Below are 16,749 nucleotides of genomic sequence, written 5' to 3'. Positions count from 1 at the left end.
AGCTTATGCCTGAATTACCCGAAGTTGAAACTACCAAAAAAAGCCTAGAACCCCTACTGGATCATGCCGTGACTAATGTTCACGTCTATCAGCCAAAACTTCGCTACATGATGCCGAATGACTTGGATAGCTTAGTGGGATTTTGCTTAGATAAATTAGAACGCCGCGCCAAATATCTGCTGTTGCATTTTTATCACGAAACAGACAACAGCCGAAAGGTGCTCATGGTACATCTTGGCATGTCAGGCAGCCTCCAGCAGCATCCTATTAATGATGTGCTTGAGCCTAGAAAGCACGACCATCTCATCATATGCTTTGGTGATATTGCGCTACACTATCACGACCCCAGACGCTTTGGCATCATTCTGTGGGCAGATAATGACGATCATATCGATGATAAAGACAATGCGCGCGATCGATTTTTGAATCATCTGGGTGTTGAGCCTCTTGATGAGACTTTCAATGCTGCCTATCTATATGGGCATATTCAACGCCGTGGCAAGAAGTCCAAACCCATCACCAAGCCCATCAAGACCCTCATCATGGATCAGGTAGTCGTCGTTGGTGTGGGCAATATTTATGCTGCCGAGAGCTTATTTTTATCAGGGATTCACCCAGCAAAACCTGCCAATCAACTGGACGAAATCCAAATCGAACAGCTTGTACATCACATCAAAAACATTCTAGCCAAAGCCATCGAAAAAGGCGGTTCAACCTTACGCGACTTCACAGTGGGCAATGGTAAAACAGGCTATTTTCAGCAGACTCTGCTGGCGTATGGCAATCATGGTAAGCCCTGCACTATCTGCGGCACCATTCTTGAAAATCAAAAAATCGGCGGACGGGCTAGTGTCTACTGCCCCAATTGCCAGCCCATTTAATTTAAATTTCACATAAAAAATAAAAAACACCTTAAAAAAGGTGTTTTTTATTTTGTTCACGCTTTATTTGCAGAAAACTTCAGCAGTGTGTGGCGTGTAGATACCCAAAGTTAGTACTGTTAAACCAATGTCTTTTGGTTTTTGTAAGCTTTGAACTTTAGCAACCTTATCAGCACCACCACAAACCTCTGCAGCATTAACGGTCTTTTGTTGACCAATGCCTGAGATATAGAAACTTTGTGACTTACTGAAAGTAGGTTCTACTTTTGCGCCATTTTGGATAAATGCAGTTTGGGTAGCACAGCCAGTTAGAGCAAACAAGCCAAGGCAAGCGATAATGTGTTTCATTGATATTCCTTAATGATTGTTTATTTGCAATAAATGCGTACTTGGCGCGGAGTATAGATGCCCGAGCTAATCGTGCCTAGAACGCCATTTAGGAAACTGTGCTGAGTTTCAACCTTAGCAACATTGTTCGCGCCATTACAAACTTCAGCTGCGTTAATTTCTCGCTGCTGAGCCAACCCGCTAACAAAGAAAGTCTGAGCCTTATCAACACTTGGTGTAGCCTGGGATTGATTGGATAGTAGGTACGTTTGAGTAGCGCAACCTGTGCTTAATGCGGCAAATACACCTAAGAATACTAGTTTCTTCATGATTACTCTCTATGGATAGAATGTTATAAAATTTAATAACGTTTGCTATTATATAATATTTTTACCAAAAGGCAAGCTTTAGGTAATAAAGAACAACTTTTAGAAAGGTGTTTTTTATTACCTAAAGCTGGTTACTTACGTTCGCCCAGCTTTGCGCTGATTTCACGAAGTAATACCACTTCTTCTGACGTTTCTTCAGGTGCCACCTCTTCTTCTGAGTTACGGCGCATCTTATTCATGCCTTTAACCCTCATAAAGATGATGAATGCTAGGATGATGAATTAATAACCACTGTTAAGAAGCTACCGTAAGCAAGCATTGGCGCGCCCGCCTCTTTAAGTGCATCATAAGTCATCGGTACGCCTGCTGGTAGATCGCCGAATAGAACGAACATATTTTTGAAATCAATGTCATCACCAACGATGAATGCAACGATTGGCATGATGATATCTTCAACGAATGAAGTGGTGATTTTACCAAAAGCAGCACCAATGATCACACCCACTGCTAGGTCGATCACGTTGACTTTTAGGGCAAATTCTTTAAATTCTTAAATCATACCCATGAGGGAATCTCTATTTTGAATAAACTATAAAAATACAGACCTAAATTAGGTCTGTATTAATTATATTGACAGATACTTTAGCCCTATTATAACAATAGTCGCAGCAAAAAAATGTTTTTTGTATGCTATTATTGTTAAATATTGTAAATGACTATCAATCTTTTTTACGACCGAAACGCTTACGCTCATTCTCTGTCAAATAACGCTTACGGATACGGATTGATTTTGGTGTTACTTCAACCAGTTCATCATCTTCGATAAATTCAAGCGCTTGCTCTAGCGTGTATTCTAGCGCGGGAGTTAGGATGATGGCATCGTCAGAGCCAGAAGCACGAATGTTCGTTAGCTGCTTGGCTTTGGTTGGGTTAACTACCATGTCATCAGAACGCGAGTTGATACCTACGATCATGCCTTCATAAACTTCAAGCTGTGGCTTAGCGAATAGACGGCCACGTTCTTGCAAGCTAAATAGCGCATAACCCAAGCAAGTGCCTGTCACCATAGAGATCAGAACACCATTTTGACGTTTTGCCACCGAACCTTCTTTGGCAGGTCCATAATGCGAAAAGCTTGATGTCATGATGCCAGTACCTGACGTCATGGTCAAGAATGCCGAACGGAAGCCAATTAGGCCGCGTGATGGTACGGTCGCCTCAATACGGATACGGCCTTTGCCATCAACTTCCATATTAGTCAGCTCACCTTTGCGCTCGCCCATCTCTTGCATGACTGCGCCTTGGTGCTGCTCTTCTACGTCAAAAGTCACATTCTCATAAGGTTCGCTCATCACACCATCAATCTCTTTCATGATGACTTGAGGACGAGACACACCAAGTTCAAAGCCTTCACGGCGCATGTTCTCAATCAATACTGACAGGTGTAGCTCACCACGACCTGACACTTTAAATTTCTCAGGACTGTCAGTATCTTCAACACGAAGCGCCACGTTATGGATCAATTCACGATCCAGACGTTCACGAATGTTACGCGATGTGACGAATTTACCTTCTTTGCCTGCAAACGGTGAATCATTAACTTGGAAAGTCATCGAAACTGTTGGTTCATCTACTGACAAAGCAGGCAGAGCTTCAACATTGGCAGGATCGCAGATGGTATCTGAGATGTTTAGATTATCAAGACCGGTCACACACACGATGTCACCTGCTTGTGCAGAATCCACATCTACACGCTCAAGGCCGTGATAGCCCATGATTTTTAGGATACGACCATTACGCTTATTGCCGTCTTTGTCAATCACAGTCACAGGTGTGTTCGTCTTGATTGAACCACGCTGAATACGACCAACACCGATCACACCAACAAAGCTGTTATAATCCAAGCTTGAGATTTGCATTTGGAATGGACCATCAACGTCAACCTTTGGTGGCTCAACGATGTCTACAATAGTCTCAAATAGTGGCGTCATGTCAGATGCAAGATCATCAGGTTCAAGACCAGCGATGCCATTAATACCTGACGCATATACAATCGGGAAATCAAGCTGTTCATCAGTCGCTTCTAAGCTGTCAAATAGATCAAAAACTTGATCAATTACCCAGTCAGCACGTGCTGCAGGTTTGTCGATTTTGTTAATGATGACAATGGGCTTAAGACCACGCGCGAATGCTTTTTGAGTTACGAAGCGCGTTTGTGGCATTGGGCCTTCTTGAGAATCCACCAGCAGTAGAACGCAGTCTACCATCGACATAACACGCTCAACCTCACCACCGAAGTCGGCGTGTCCCGGGGTATCGACGATGTTGATACGATATTCTGTATTGGTACGTTTGTCCAGCCATTTAATAGCAGTGTTTTTTGCCAAAATGGTGATGCCGCGCTCGCTTTCGAGTGCGTTAGAGTCCATCACACGCTCAATCTCACCTGAACGCTCGCCAAGCGCGCCAGATTGTTGTAATAGTTTATCAACTAGGGTGGTTTTACCGTGGTCAACGTGAGCAATAATTGCGATATTGCGCAAATGCTTAATGTCGTTTGCCATAAATACTCGTTTTTAATAGGGTTGCTGATTAGCAAAATTAAATGAAAGAGGATACTCTTGGATAGCTCTTATTTACTGATATGAAATAAAAGCAACCGTTTATTATAGCATAATTCACACTATAGTAAAAGCAAGCACAAATAAAAAGAACCGCCAATTGACGGTTCTTTTTTTACTACTTACTAAAGGGCTGATTATTGTACAACCATGTCTTTAGTTTGTTCTACAGTAGAAGTTCTGTTGCCAGAGATAACCGCGATTACACGACGGTTAAGCGCACGACCTTCGTCAGTAGTGTTAGGCGCGATTGGACGATCAAAGCCATAACCAACAGCGTTTAGACGGTTAGGAGCAATGCCGAACTCGTTAGATAGCATTAACTTAACAGCGTTTGCACGTGCTTCAGATAGACGTTGGTTGTATTTAGCACTTGAACGATTGCTGTCTTTAGATGCGTGACCTTCAATTACAGCAGTCGCGTTCGGGAATTCTCTCATAGATTGTGCAACTTTCGCTACTTCTTCACGGAATTGTGGTTTGATAGCAGACTTGTCACGATCAAAGAATACACGCAGTTCACGACGTAGTTCTTCGTTTACGTTAACCTGTACTGGGCAGCCACGTGCATCAACAACTACGTTTGTAGGAGTGCCTGGGCAAGCGTCTAGATGATCGGGAACACCGTCATTGTCGCTGTCAACGATATTGTCTTCAACAACTACAGGTTCAATAACAACTACAGGTTCAACAACAACTACAGGTTCAGCAACTTCCGCTACAGGAGCTACAGGAACTGCTGGCGCTAGACGACCACCCAGAGTTACTTCCAGACCTGCTAGGGCTAGACCTTCCCACCATTTATTGTCGAAGTTGTGGATTGCACGAACTTCACCACGCAGTGCTAGTGCATCATTTACTAGGTAGCGAGCACCCAAACCAATGTTGCCAATGGTGTCTTTTGAAGTGGTTACTTCTGTACCAGCAGTCACTTTCTGATCTTTAGCAATTTTGCCATATGGTGCATTAGCATTATCTGCTTCATAGGCTGCTTGGTTTTCAATTTTAGTTTTTTGTTGACCAGCACCGATCAATACATAAGGCTTGAACTTGCTGTTAGCATTGTAGCCAGTGAACTGCTCAGTACCGATTAGGAAGTTACCGCTGATGGTTTGTTGCTCAGAGTCAAAACGATTAGCAGCGTCTAGATTGAATGAGCGATCAGAAGCTTTTGCGTCGCTGTTAGAAACAGCATATTCTACTTGTAATTGGGTAGATGGGGTAAGTTCTACACCAAGACCTGCACCAATCCACAGATCGCTATCAAGAGCAACACCATCTTTTACTTGATGATCTGGGTTTAATTGCTTGCCAGTGCGTAATACTTCTCGTTGCTTGTCATGCGCTTCATCATTATAGTGGTAGCCTAGTAGTACTGGGCTTACAGTTACACCAGCAGAAGCAGCGGTCGCTGCAGTAGCAAGTACTGCTAGAGCGATTTTATTTAGTTTCATAAATTCCTCCAAAGGAACGGTTGGTTTTTCAGAATGCGTAACACAACATTACCATGTCATATTCTACCATTAACTAATCGCCTCTGCCAACCATAATTTACCGCAGTAAGGCAATATTTGTTTCTGATAGATATGGGTAGCTTAACGGCATTTTAAGGATTTTACAAGCCTTTTTTTTGCAATAGCTACACAATGTTACATAAAGATATTGATTTTTTACAAATCGCCGCTTAATCATGAATAGAAACTCAAACGCTTATTATTCAAGATTAAGCGGAACTCACGGTGTTATTATAACACATTTGCTTACAATTTTGTCAATTACACCACAAATGCGGCTCGCATTTCTTTGACTGCTCGTTCAATCCCCATAAATACGGCATCTGCAATAATGGAATGGCCGATGTTCAGCTCATGGATGCCGTCTATCTGAGCGATATTTGCGACATTATCTCTGGTTAATCCATGTCCTGCATTAATAAGCATGTTATCCGTTTTTGACTTAGTATACGCCACCGCTTCGCGAATACGGTCTAATTCGCGGTTAAGCGTCTGCACATCCTTATCCAAATCTGCATGTGCGTACGCACCTGTGTGAAGTTCAATCGCGTCGGCGCCGCATGATATGGCGGCGTCAATCTGATGCACATCAGGGTCGATAAATAATGACACTAAAATACCCGCTGATTGTAGTTTTTTGATGAATTGAGGTAGCTGTGGCAAGTTAGTTACATCAAGCCCGCCTTCTGTGGTCACTTCTTGGCGCTTTTCGGGAACCAGACAGACCCAAGCAGGCTTAACATCAAGAGCGATGGCAAGCATCTCATCCGTGACAGCCATCTCCAGATTCATGCGGGTTTTAAGCTTATCTTTCATCGCATAGACATCTACATCCTTAATGTGGCGGCGATCTTCACGCAAATGCAGCGTGATGCCGTCCGCACCCGCCTGCTCGCAGCTGAGCGCCGCCTCGATCGGGCAAGGATAATGTACGCCGCGTGCATTTCTTAGTGTCGCTACATGATCGATATTCACCCCAAGCAGTGGCTTAGACATAGTTTTTCCTTTTAAATCAAATTATACAGACTGATATTGCAAGCTTTGTCGCCATAAGTTACGACTGTGCAGCGGCTTATATTCTAATAGATAGTCCATCACATCACGCTGTAACTGACTAAACGATTGTAGATGCTTGACATACAAATCCTGATTACTCTGCGCACGCGCCATCTCTAATAGATCTGAACCTAGGTATGATACTCGGCTTAATTTTTTACCTTCATCGTTGGCTTCATTAATCAATGTCGATCCAATTGTCACAAAGCCAACTTCAGGCACGAAACGATAATAACCATCGGTGTCGATACTCTCACCCAAACCATCACACTCAAAATCAAGACTCACACCCAATTCATCAAATAACGCCCTCTCGAACCGTCTGAGTGCCTGTTTTAGATCACTAAGAGAATCGCAAGCTTCAATCACACCAAGCTCCCGAAGCTGCATGATCTCATCATGATAAACCTGCCAAAGCACCTCGCAAGGACTCTCAGGCACTAGCAGTCGAGACAAAACCTCATTCATGTAAAGTAGCGCATACTGAGTCTGACCCATGATGGGTGTAAGGCTAACTTCTGGCGATGGCTGTATTTGGGTGAAAGATTTCAGCGCATTCTTGCCTGTGGCGAATAGGGTCACCGGCACAAAAGACGGCATGCCTCGCGTACCCACACCGCTCACCACACCAAACTCGCTGCTAAAAAATTGATAAATTGCGCGTTTTTCTTGATAAGCTCTGGCGTGCAGAATATAACCTGTCAGTGGTTGTTGGCGCAAGAGAATTAATACCCCAAGCTCGTCAAGGCGCGCTCATCATCGGACCAGCCTTTTTTGACTTTTACCCAAAGCGTCAGCATAATCTTGCGGTCAAATAGCGCCTCCATGTCCTTGCGTGCATCGATGCCGACCTGTTTAGTTCTTGAGCCTTTATCGCCAATGATGATGGTTTTTTGACCTGCACGTTCGACAAAGATGGTCGCATCGATGAAGGTCACTGCTTTACGCCATTTGCCCGTCTCGGGATCTTTATGCGCGGGTTCGTCTTTAAAGGTGTCGATTTGTACAGTCAAATCATACGGCACTTCATCGCCTGATGCACGCATGATTTTCTCGCGGATAATTTCACTTGCCAAGAAGCGCTCGGAACGATCGGTGATCTGCTCAGGGTCAAAAATCGGCGGACGCACCGGCAAAAACTGCCCGATCACTTCTTTTAATCTGTCCAAATTATGCCCGCGTAATGCTGACACCGGCACAATATCTGCAAAATCAAAACTCTCACTAAATCCTTCGATCAATGGCAGCATCTGTGTTTTGTCTTTGACAGTGTCGGATTTATTGATGACCAGCACGACGGGCAGATTGGTCGCTGACAATTTCTCTAGCGTCAATAGATCATCTTCGCGCCACTGCAAGCCATCCACCACAAATAGCACCAAATCAACATCAGATAAGGCCGATACCGCAGCTTTATTCATGCGCTCATTGATGGCTTTTACTTCCTTGCTGTGAATGCCTGGGGTATCAACGAACACAATCTGCATCTCATCATCAGTCAAAATACCGTGGATACGGTGGCGCGTGGTCTGAGGCTTGCGCGACGTGATGGATAATTTTTGCCCAAGTAAGTGGTTCATGAGCGTTGATTTGCCAACGTTCGGGCGACCAACGATCGCCACAAAGCCTGATTTAAAATCATCGCTGATGGTGGGTGCGCTATTTTCAAAAAATGCCGTGATCATATCATCATTGGCAGGTTCTGGCGCTTGGTTGTTATCGGTCATGTGTTACCTTGTTTTTAGATATTTAATAGCCTATTAAAACACAAAACCGCCCGTTTTTAAAGGCGGATTTGGTAATTTGACTAGGCTGAATATTATGATTTTTGAGTTTTGTTGAGCTGATTTATCATCAGTTCGGCGCATTTTTGTTCTGCTATGCGACGCGATTCGCCTGTCTGAGTGATGGGCTTAATGCCGTCTAGATTCACTCGGCAGGTTACGACGAATGTTTGGTTCGGTGCGTTGCCAATGATTTCGTCAAGCTCATACGTCGGTAAGGACAGTCGATTGCCCTGTAGCCACTCTTGAAGGCGAGATTTGGCATCTTTTAACACCTTTTCCTCGCCCACTTCTAGGATTAATGATTCGTACCAGACCTTGACAAGCTCTTTGACCAAATTCATGTCGCCACTGTCTAGATAGACCGCTGCGATCAGCGCCTCAACAGCATCTGCCAAGATTGAGGCGCGATGACGACCGCCGCCCTTACGCTCGCCCACGCCCAAGATTAGATGGCGTGATAATTCAAGCTTCTCAGCGATCTGAACCAGCGTCTCTTGACGCACCAAAGTGGCACGCATGCGCGTAAGCTTGCCCTCATCATGGCGCGGAAAATGCGTAAACAAGGCTTCTGCAATGATGAGCCCAAGTAAAGCATCGCCCAAAAACTCAAGACGTTCATAGCTTTCTTTGGGATTATAAGAACGATGCGTCAAAGCACGACGTGGTAAGCCAATATCACGAAACTGATAATTTAGCTTCTCAGACAGCACTGGCAACCCCTGCTCAAAATTGGCAAAATGAGGCAATTTATCCAGCATGGTTGTATTTCCCTTAGGGGATGATTTATTTGGGTTGGTCATTTTTCATCCAACGAAATTAACATCAATCAATCGCACCTGCTCGACCAAAACTTGGCAGCTTAAAGCCAGGTTCCTTATGCATCCAAATATAAGTTGCCTTACCTGAAAGATTGTCTTCAGGCACAAAACCCCAATAACGAGAGTCTTGACTACTGTCGCGATTATCGCCCAGCACAAAGTACTGACCTTCAGGCACGCGCACCGTCCACTGTCTTCCCTCTGTTGTGATGACATCAGGCGAGTTATCTTGCAAGAATTGACCGCCTGCTGATGAATTTAAATCGCCAATATAGCGGACGTTATAACGATGACTGCCTAGGCTCTCTTGGTAATAGCGCGCGTAATTTTCTTCTTCTTGACCGAATCTTGCACGCTCTTCATCGCTAAATACATGGCTGCCGATTTGCGCTGGCAACAGCTTATTCACCAAAGGCTCATCCATACTGTAGCTGGTCTGCTCTGTGGTGACAGCTTCGCCGTTAATGGATAGCACACCATCATTATAAGATACCGTATCGCCAGGCAAGCCAATCACGCGCTTAATGTAGTAACGTTTCGGCTCAAGCGGGTAACGGAACACCGCCACATCCCCATGCTCAGGGCTGCCAGTATCGACAATCTTAGTGTGCGTAATGGGCAGGCGAAGCCCATAAGATGCCTTATTCACCACAATAAAATCGCCCGTGTACAATGTCGGCACCATAGAGCTAGATGGAATGTTAAATGGCTCAATCACAAACGAGCGCACAAGCACGATAATCAGCAGAATCGGTAAAAACTCATACGCCCAGCGTATAAGCACATTCTCGCCCGCAGTTTCTTGATTAACCTTGGCAAGCATTGCATCACGTTTGGCGATTTGGTAGGCTTGATGTGCGTCTTTGACAGCTTGGGGCGTGGCATCCGTGACAATCAATGTATCAACATCGCCATTTAGCTGATGTTGTTCTAGGGCGGTTTGTAGGTTATTTTGGCTTGATTTTAGCTGCTGCTGTGCCGTGAGTAGATTTTTGTTGGCAATTTTTGCCACGCGATGCTGTTTTAGGGCGAACTTATCAACAAGCCAAACCACAAGCAGCACCAACGTCACCGGCACAAGCACAAGATTAATATCAAATTCCACAACGCTACCCTTTATTTAATTCATCAATTAGCTATCGACTTTTAACACCGCCAAGAACGCTTCTTGTGGGATTTCCACCGAGCCAACTTGCTTCATGCGTTTTTTACCTGCTTTTTGTTTTTCTAGCAGTTTTTTCTTACGGCTTACGTCACCACCATAACACTTGGCAAGTACATCTTTACGCATCGCTTTAACGGTCGAACGTGCAATGATTTGGCTGCCGATGGCGGCTTGAATTGCCACATCAAACATCTGACGAGGAATCAGCTCTTTCATTTTTTCGACCAGCTGACCGCCACGGCGGCGCGCATGCTCTTGGTGACAAATCATGGCAAGCGCATCAACTTTCTCGCCATTAATAAGCACGTCCACACGAGACAGTTTATCTGCTTGATAACGTTCAAATGCATAATCGAGTGATGCAAAACCACGCGATGCTGATTTTAACTTATCAAAGAAATCCATCACCACTTCGCCCATCGGGATATCAAAGATCACCTGAACTTGGCGCGCCATGAACTTCATGTCCACCTGAACCCCGCGGCGCTCAATGGCAAGAGTAATCACATTACCCAAGTACTCTTGAGGCACAAGAATATGACAACGAGCGATCGGCTCACGGAATTCTTGAATGACGCCCACATCTGGCAGGCGCGATGGGTTGTCCACATAGACAATGTCGCCGTTCTTCTTGACCACTTCATAAATTACCGACGGTGCGGTGGTGATCAAATCAAGGTCGTATTCGCGCTCAAGTCGCTCTTGGATAATCTCCATGTGAAGCATGCCCAAGAAGCCACAACGAAAACCAAAGCCCAGCGCATCAGAAGTGTCCGGCTCAAAGAACAGCGCCGCATCATTGATTTGTAGTTTTTGTAAGGCTTCACGGAATTTTTCAAAGTCACTTGAGTCGATTGGGAACATCCCTGCATAGACCTGCGGTGTTACCTTTTGAAAGCCTGGAATGTTCTCAACTTCTGGCGTCTTGGCAAGCGTAATGGTATCACCCACAGGCGCGCCTTGAATGTCTTTAATGCCCGCAATCACAAAGCCAACTTCGCCCGCCTGTAGAATCCCTGTCTCTAAGCGTTTTGGGGTAAAGACACCAATAGATGTTACCAGATGCGACTCGCCTGTCGATTTTACAAAAATACGATCGCCGGTTTTTACCTGACCTTCGCGGACACGCACCAATGACACCACACCTAGATAATTATCAAACCATGAGTCGATAATCAATGCCTGTAATGGCGCATCGCGATCGCCTGTGGGCGCAGGGATTTTCTCCACCAGTGTTTGGAGTAACTCGTCAATGCCCAAGCCTGTCTTGGCCGAGACGCGTGGCGCTTCTACCGCCTCAATGCCGATGATGTCTTCAATCTCTTCGATTACGCGCTCAGGCTCCACCTGAGGCAAATCAATTTTATTAAGCACAGGCAGCACTTCAAGTCCCTGCTCCACCGCTGTATAGCAGTTCGCCACTGACTGAGCCTCAACGCCTTGTGCAGCATCAACGACCAGTAGCGCACCTTCACAAGCCGCCAATGAACGTGATACTTCGTAACTAAAGTCCACGTGACCTGGCGTGTCGATGAAGTTTAGCTGATACTTTTCACCATTGGGGTGATTGTAGTACAGTGTAACCGACTGAGCCTTAATCGTGATGCCGCGCTCACGCTCAATATCCATGCTATCTAGGACTTGCGCTTGCATTTCACGGTCGGACAAGCCGCCGCAGACTTGAATAAAGCGGTCGGCCAAAGTGCTCTTGCCATGGTCGATATGAGCAATGATCGAGAAATTACGAATGTGAGTTAGATCGGTCATAAGTGCAATTAAAAAATAAAATAATAGCAGGATATTGTAGCAGTTTTTTAATTTAAAAACACTGCTAATTGAATGATTTAAGGGATTTTTTGATAATTAGTGACGGTTTAGTTACTTTTGTCATCAAGATAGGCGATCGTCCAAGGTGACGCGCCATGGAATGAGCCGTTGAGCTGGGTTTGCTCGATGAGATATTCACGGAATTTTAGATAAAATTTACGATTGGGCGCGACAGGGTTCGCCCAAAATGCGTCTAATGACTTCTGATCAGAAGACCCTTGATGTCATAGAGTGCACGCCCCATGATTTTGCAATGTAATCGCCTACGGTCAAATGCGCATCATAAGTAAGTGCGCCCTGTGTGCGAATTTGTCCATTGACCGTGATGACTGATGTTTTTGATGGGATATAGATCACATCACCTTGCTCTAGGATGATGTCCCGCCAAGAGTTTGGCACCACAACTACGCGACCAGCAGGCTCTATGCGTCTTGCTTTTGCGATGAACTGCTCAACCAATTTGTCATCTTCAGAACGCAGCTACGCTTCTTCTTTTGTGGTTGATTGCGTCGCAAGCGTCATCTCTTCTAGGCGGTCTAGCGCGCGATTGTTCGCTTCTTTTTGCTGGACTTTAACCGACTCACGATAGATGGTTAGATTATTAACATTTGCCAAACTTGAAGGTTCAAGCTGCACCACCACATCTTTTAATCGAGCACCATAAGGTCAAATCACCGCACCATTACCACGATGCGCACCTGCCACCTGAACTGCGATCGAGCCTTGATAACGGTCAGCAGTTACCACCAGTTTAATTTCATTAACCAAATCATTTAATTTTCCCAGAAGTCCAGAAAAACCTGCAAACGCGGTATTAGACAACACCAGCCCTCCAAGAAAAACCCCTAGTAATCGCTTTTGTAACATAAACGCTTTCCTCAAGCAAAACTTTATCTGAAATAATATTATCCATACTCTGACAAGAGTATGGATAGATTTATTATAATAGATTTAAAAATTCACAGTTTTAATAAGGAAAAAAAATTCACATAACCAAAAACCCCTACCAATGAAATACCCAAAGTACCCAATACATTAGGTGGCATACATATTTTTCATCAGGCATGCATTGGTAAAGTAGATTTATTAAAAACCCCCTCCATCATCTGATGAAGGGGCCTCAAATAAGATGCTGACGATGACCTACTCTCACATGGGCGAACCACACTACCATCGGCGCTAAGACGTTTCACTTCTGAGTTCGGGAAGGGATCAGGTGGTTCCATCTTGCTATTGTCGTCAGCGTAAAAGGATTAACAACGCTGTTTATGAGTCTGTTGTTTTGTTTTTATTCAAGATTGATTCAAGCTTGTTAGGTAAAATCTTTACACTTATCTCATACTAAACCACTTGGGTGTTGTATGGTCAAGCCAAACGAGCAATTAGTATTGGTTAGCTACACATGTCACCATGCTTCCACACCCAACCTATCAACGTCGTAGTCTACAACGGCTCTTTAGGGAAATCTTATCTTGAGGTGGGCTTCCCGCTTAGATGCTTTCAGCGGTTATCCCATCCGAACGTAGCTACCCGGCGATGCTTCTGGCGAAACAACCGGAACACCAGAGGTTCGTCCACTCTGGTCCTCTCGTACTAGGAGCAGATCCTCTCAAATTTCCAACGCCCACGGTAGATAGGGACCGAACTGTCTCACGACGTTCTAAACCCAGCTCGCGTACCTCTTTAAATGGCGAACAGCCATACCCTTGGGACCTGCTTCAGCCCCAGGATGAGATGAGCCGACATCGAGGTGCCAAACACCGCCGTCGATATGAACTCTTGGGCGGTATCAGCCTGTTATCCCCAGAGTACCTTTTATCCGTTGAGCGATGGCCCTTCCATACAGAACCACCGGATCACTAAGACCTACTTTCGTACCTGCTCGACTTGTGGGTCTCGCAGTTAAGCGCGCTTTTGCCTTTATACTCTTTGAACGATTTCCGACCGTTCTGAGCGCACCTTCGTACTCCTCCGTTACTCTTTAGGAGGAGACCGCCCCAGTCAAACTACCCACCATACATTGTCCTTAGATCTGTTAATCTCAAGTTAGAACCCCAACATAACCAGGGTGGTATTTCAAGGATGGCTCCATGGCAACTGGCGTCGCCACTTCAAAGCCTCCCACCTATCCTACACAAGTTAGGTCAAAGTTCAATGTAAAGCTGTAGTAAAGGTTCACGGGGTCTTTCCGTCTAGCCGCGGGTACACAGCATCTTCACTGCGATTTCGATTTCACTGAGTCTCTGCTGGAGACAGCGCTGCCATCATTATGCCATTCGTGCAGGTCGGAACTTACCCGACAAGGAATTTCGCTACCTTAGGACCGTTATAGTTACGGCCGCCGTTTACTGGGGCTTCGATCAAGAGCTTCGCATACGCTAACCCCATCAATTAACCTTCCAGCACCGGGCAGGCATCACACCCTATACGTCCACTTTCGTGTTTGCAGAGTGCTGTGTTTTTAATAAACAGTTGCAGCAGCCTGGTATCTGCGACTGCCAACAGCTCAGGAAGCAAGTTCCATCACCATCGGCAGCGTACCTTCTCCCGAAGTTACGGTACCATTTTGCCTAGTTCCTTCAGCAGAGTTCTCTCAAGCGCCTTGGTATTCTCTACCTGACCACCTGTGTCGGTTTCGGGTACGATTTGTTTATGACTATCGCTTAGAAGCTTTTCCTGGAAGCAGGGTATTTGCCACTTCGCCAGTAAACTGGCTTGCTATCAGATCTCAGTAATAGTCTAGCGGATTTGCCTACTAAACCTACCTACATCCTTCCACCTGGACAACCAACGCCAGGCTGACATAACCTTCTCCGTCCCTCCATCGCATCATAAACAAGTATCGGAATATTAACCGATTTCCCATCGACTACGCCTTTCGGCCTCGCCTTAGGGGTCGACTCACCCAGCCCCGATTAACGTTGGACTGGAACCCTTGGTCTTCCGGCGAACGGGCTTTTCACCCGTTTTGTCGTTACTCACGTCAGCATTCGCTCTTGTGATACCTCCAGCATACCTTACGATACACCTTCACAGGCTTACACAACGCTCCCCTACCACTTAATTGAAACAATTAAATCCGCAGCTTCGGCTCCTAGTTTGAGCCCCGTTACATCTTCCGCGCAGGCCGACTCGACTAGTGAGCTATTACGCTTTCTTTAAATGATGGCTGCTTCTAAGCCAACATCCTAGCTGTCTGTGCCTTCCCACATCGTTTCCCACTTAACTAGGAATTTGGGGCCTTAGCTGGCGGTCTGGGTTGTTTCCCTCTTGACGACGGACGTTAGCACCCGCCGTCTGTCTCCCGGATATCACTCATCGGTATTCGGAGTTTGCATCGGTTTGGTAAGTCGGGATGACCCCCTAGCCGAAACAGTGCTCTACCCCCAATGGTGTTCGTCCGAGGCGCTACCTAAATAGCTTTCGGGGAGAACCAGCTATCACCGAGTTTGATTAGCCTTTCACCCCTATCCACAAGTCATCCCCTGGCTTTTCAACGACAGTGGGTTCGGTCCTCCGGTGCCTGTTACGGCACTTTCAACCTGCTCATGGATAGATCACTCGGTTTCGGGTCTATACCCTGCAACTTAATTCGCCCTATTAAGACTCGGTTTCCCTACGGCTCCCCTAAACGGTTAACCTTGCTACAGAATATAAGTCGCTGACCCATTATACAAAAGGTACGCCGTCACCCAACAAGTGGGCTCCGACTGCTTGTATGCACACGGTTTCAGGTTCTATTTCACTCCCCTAACAGGGGTTCTTTTCGCCTTTCCCTCACGGTACTGGTTCACTATCGGTCAGTCAGGAGTATTTAGCCTTGGAGGATGGTCCCCCCATCTTCAGACAAGATTTCACGTGTCTCGCCCTACTTAATATGTCGCATTTGCAGTTTCGCATACAGGACTATCACCTACTATGGTTGGCTTTCCCACGCCATTTTGCTACTACAAGTTTGATCGGCTACTCCCCGTTCGCTCGCCGCTACTTGGGGAATCTCTATTGATGTCTTTTCCTCGGGGTACTGAGATGTTTCACTTCTCCCGGTTCGCCTCCTAACCAAAGGTTAGGATAGCCAACTTATGTTGGCTGGGTTTCCCCATTCAGAAATCGCCGGGTCACAGGATATTGCCACCTCACCGACGCTTATCGCAGGCTATCACGTCTTTCATCGCCTCTGACTGCCAAGGCATCCACCATGTGCACTTCATTACTTGACCATACAACCCCAAAGGGTCTTTAATGTATGGGTAATGTGTAACGATTCACCTATGTTTACGCTTGATTCAGTTCTCTTTACTTTAGGTGATTGTATTGGGTACAATCACCATGGTTAATTATTTGTTGGAATTAAATAATTAACCCAGACTCATATATACGTTGTTAAATAGTGATATAAACTTCGTCAGTTTATAAAGTTAAAG

Annotated in this window: 14 protein-coding genes, 2 rRNA genes and 2 pseudogenes; 1 reads left to right on the top strand and 17 read right to left on the bottom strand. The window is 45.5% G+C overall.

What is annotated here, in order from left to right; all coding sequences use genetic code 11:
• Positions 1 to 5: 5 nt before the first annotated feature.
• A complete protein-coding gene (gene mutM, locus AAX10_RS00695; RefSeq protein WP_046699561.1) occupies positions 6 to 881 on the top strand; it encodes a bifunctional DNA-formamidopyrimidine glycosylase/DNA-(apurinic or apyrimidinic site) lyase in 876 nt (291 codons plus the stop codon).
• A gap of 63 nt (positions 882 to 944) precedes the next feature.
• On the opposite strand, the gene AAX10_RS00690 is transcribed toward mutM, so the two are convergent.
• The 17 genes and pseudogenes from AAX10_RS00690 to AAX10_RS00625 all read right to left on the bottom strand — a co-directional run bounded on the left by AAX10_RS00690 (position 945) and on the right by AAX10_RS00625 (position 16,545).
• Positions 945 to 1,229 (bottom strand): Bor family protein, encoded by a 285-nt coding sequence (locus tag AAX10_RS00690; protein WP_046699560.1) that lies wholly within the window; start codon positions 1,227 to 1,229, stop codon positions 945 to 947.
• Positions 1,230 to 1,249: 20 nt separating this feature from the next.
• Positions 1,250 to 1,537 carry a Bor family protein gene (locus tag AAX10_RS00685; protein WP_036361875.1) on the bottom strand — a complete coding sequence of 96 codons (288 nt, stop codon included), beginning with the start codon at positions 1,535 to 1,537 and terminating at the stop codon, positions 1,250 to 1,252.
• A gap of 131 nt (positions 1,538 to 1,668) precedes the next feature.
• A pseudogene (mscL, locus tag AAX10_RS00680) lies at positions 1,669 to 2,057 on the bottom strand (large conductance mechanosensitive channel protein MscL).
• 199 nt (positions 2,058 to 2,256) lie between these two features.
• Positions 2,257 to 4,101, bottom strand: coding sequence for a translational GTPase TypA (typA, locus tag AAX10_RS00675; RefSeq protein ID WP_036361878.1), 1,845 nt, complete (start codon positions 4,099 to 4,101; stop codon positions 2,257 to 2,259).
• A 194-nt stretch (positions 4,102 to 4,295) separates the two neighbouring features.
• On the bottom strand, positions 4,296 to 5,612 hold the full coding sequence (locus tag AAX10_RS00670) for an OmpA family protein (protein ID WP_036361881.1): 1,317 nt from the start codon (positions 5,610 to 5,612) through the stop codon (positions 4,296 to 4,298).
• Between the two features lie 321 nt (positions 5,613 to 5,933).
• Entirely contained in the window at positions 5,934 to 6,668 is a 735-nt protein-coding gene (gene pdxJ, locus AAX10_RS00665) for a pyridoxine 5'-phosphate synthase (RefSeq protein WP_036361885.1), read from the bottom strand.
• A gap of 21 nt (positions 6,669 to 6,689) precedes the next feature.
• Complete coding sequence (gene recO / locus AAX10_RS00660) at positions 6,690 to 7,448, bottom strand: DNA repair protein RecO (RefSeq protein WP_046699559.1); 759 nt, start codon at positions 7,446 to 7,448, stop codon at positions 6,690 to 6,692.
• Positions 7,449 to 7,453: 5 nt separating this feature from the next.
• A complete protein-coding gene (era, locus tag AAX10_RS00655; RefSeq protein ID WP_046699558.1) occupies positions 7,454 to 8,455 on the bottom strand; it encodes a GTPase Era in 1,002 nt (333 codons plus the stop codon).
• Between the two features lie 92 nt (positions 8,456 to 8,547).
• Complete coding sequence (rnc, locus tag AAX10_RS00650; protein ID WP_046699557.1) at positions 8,548 to 9,315, bottom strand: ribonuclease III; 768 nt, start codon at positions 9,313 to 9,315, stop codon at positions 8,548 to 8,550.
• Positions 9,316 to 9,337: 22 nt separating this feature from the next.
• On the bottom strand, positions 9,338 to 10,156 hold the full coding sequence (lepB, locus tag AAX10_RS00645) for a signal peptidase I (RefSeq protein ID WP_420812466.1): 819 nt from the start codon (positions 10,154 to 10,156) through the stop codon (positions 9,338 to 9,340).
• A 309-nt stretch (positions 10,157 to 10,465) separates the two neighbouring features.
• Positions 10,466 to 12,265, bottom strand: coding sequence for a translation elongation factor 4 (lepA, locus tag AAX10_RS00640; protein ID WP_036361899.1), 1,800 nt, complete (start codon positions 12,263 to 12,265; stop codon positions 10,466 to 10,468).
• Positions 12,266 to 12,372: 107 nt separating this feature from the next.
• Positions 12,373 to 12,489 (bottom strand): annotated as a pseudogene (locus tag AAX10_RS10210) (hypothetical protein); the annotation flags it as partial.
• A 43-nt stretch (positions 12,490 to 12,532) separates the two neighbouring features.
• Positions 12,533 to 12,784, bottom strand: coding sequence for a hypothetical protein (locus tag AAX10_RS10205; RefSeq protein ID WP_046699556.1), 252 nt, complete (start codon positions 12,782 to 12,784; stop codon positions 12,533 to 12,535).
• A 21-nt stretch (positions 12,785 to 12,805) separates the two neighbouring features.
• On the bottom strand, positions 12,806 to 12,961 hold the full coding sequence (locus AAX10_RS10020) for a hypothetical protein (protein ID WP_155399841.1): 156 nt from the start codon (positions 12,959 to 12,961) through the stop codon (positions 12,806 to 12,808).
• A gap of 30 nt (positions 12,962 to 12,991) precedes the next feature.
• Positions 12,992 to 13,147 (bottom strand): hypothetical protein, encoded by a 156-nt coding sequence (locus AAX10_RS10015; RefSeq protein ID WP_158580274.1) that lies wholly within the window; start codon positions 13,145 to 13,147, stop codon positions 12,992 to 12,994.
• 308 nt (positions 13,148 to 13,455) lie between these two features.
• Positions 13,456 to 13,569: ribosomal RNA gene (gene rrf, locus AAX10_RS00630) — 5S ribosomal RNA — on the bottom strand.
• Between the two features lie 117 nt (positions 13,570 to 13,686).
• A 23S ribosomal RNA gene (locus AAX10_RS00625) occupies positions 13,687 to 16,545 on the bottom strand.
• Positions 16,546 to 16,749: the final 204 nt, after the last annotated feature.

Origin of the sequence: Moraxella bovoculi (genome assembly GCF_000988745.2) — a bacterium.
In the GTDB taxonomy this organism is placed as follows: Bacteria; Pseudomonadota; Gammaproteobacteria; order Pseudomonadales; family Moraxellaceae; genus Moraxella; species Moraxella bovoculi.
This window is presented reverse-complemented; position numbering and strand designations above follow the sequence as displayed.

Coding starts and splice junctions, on each gene's coding strand:
- mutM (WP_046699561.1), top strand. CDS start 6: ATGCCTGAATTACCCGAAGTTGAAACTACCAAAAAAAGCCTAGAACCC.
- era (WP_046699558.1), bottom strand. CDS start 8,455: ATGACCGATAACAACCAAGCGCCAGAACCTGCCAATGATGATATGATC.
- lepB (WP_420812466.1), bottom strand. CDS start 10,156: ATGCTTGCCAAGGTTAATCAAGAAACTGCGGGCGAGAATGTGCTTATA.
- AAX10_RS00670 (WP_036361881.1), bottom strand. CDS start 5,612: ATGAAACTAAATAAAATCGCTCTAGCAGTACTTGCTACTGCAGCGACC.
- pdxJ (WP_036361885.1), bottom strand. CDS start 6,668: ATGTCTAAGCCACTGCTTGGGGTGAATATCGATCATGTAGCGACACTA.
- AAX10_RS00690 (WP_046699560.1), bottom strand. CDS start 1,229: ATGAAACACATTATCGCTTGCCTTGGCTTGTTTGCTCTAACTGGCTGT.
- typA (WP_036361878.1), bottom strand. CDS start 4,101: ATGGCAAACGACATTAAGCATTTGCGCAATATCGCAATTATTGCTCAC.
- rnc (WP_046699557.1), bottom strand. CDS start 9,315: ATGACCAACCCAAATAAATCATCCCCTAAGGGAAATACAACCATGCTG.
- lepA (WP_036361899.1), bottom strand. CDS start 12,265: ATGACCGATCTAACTCACATTCGTAATTTCTCGATCATTGCTCATATC.
- AAX10_RS00685 (WP_036361875.1), bottom strand. CDS start 1,537: ATGAAGAAACTAGTATTCTTAGGTGTATTTGCCGCATTAAGCACAGGT.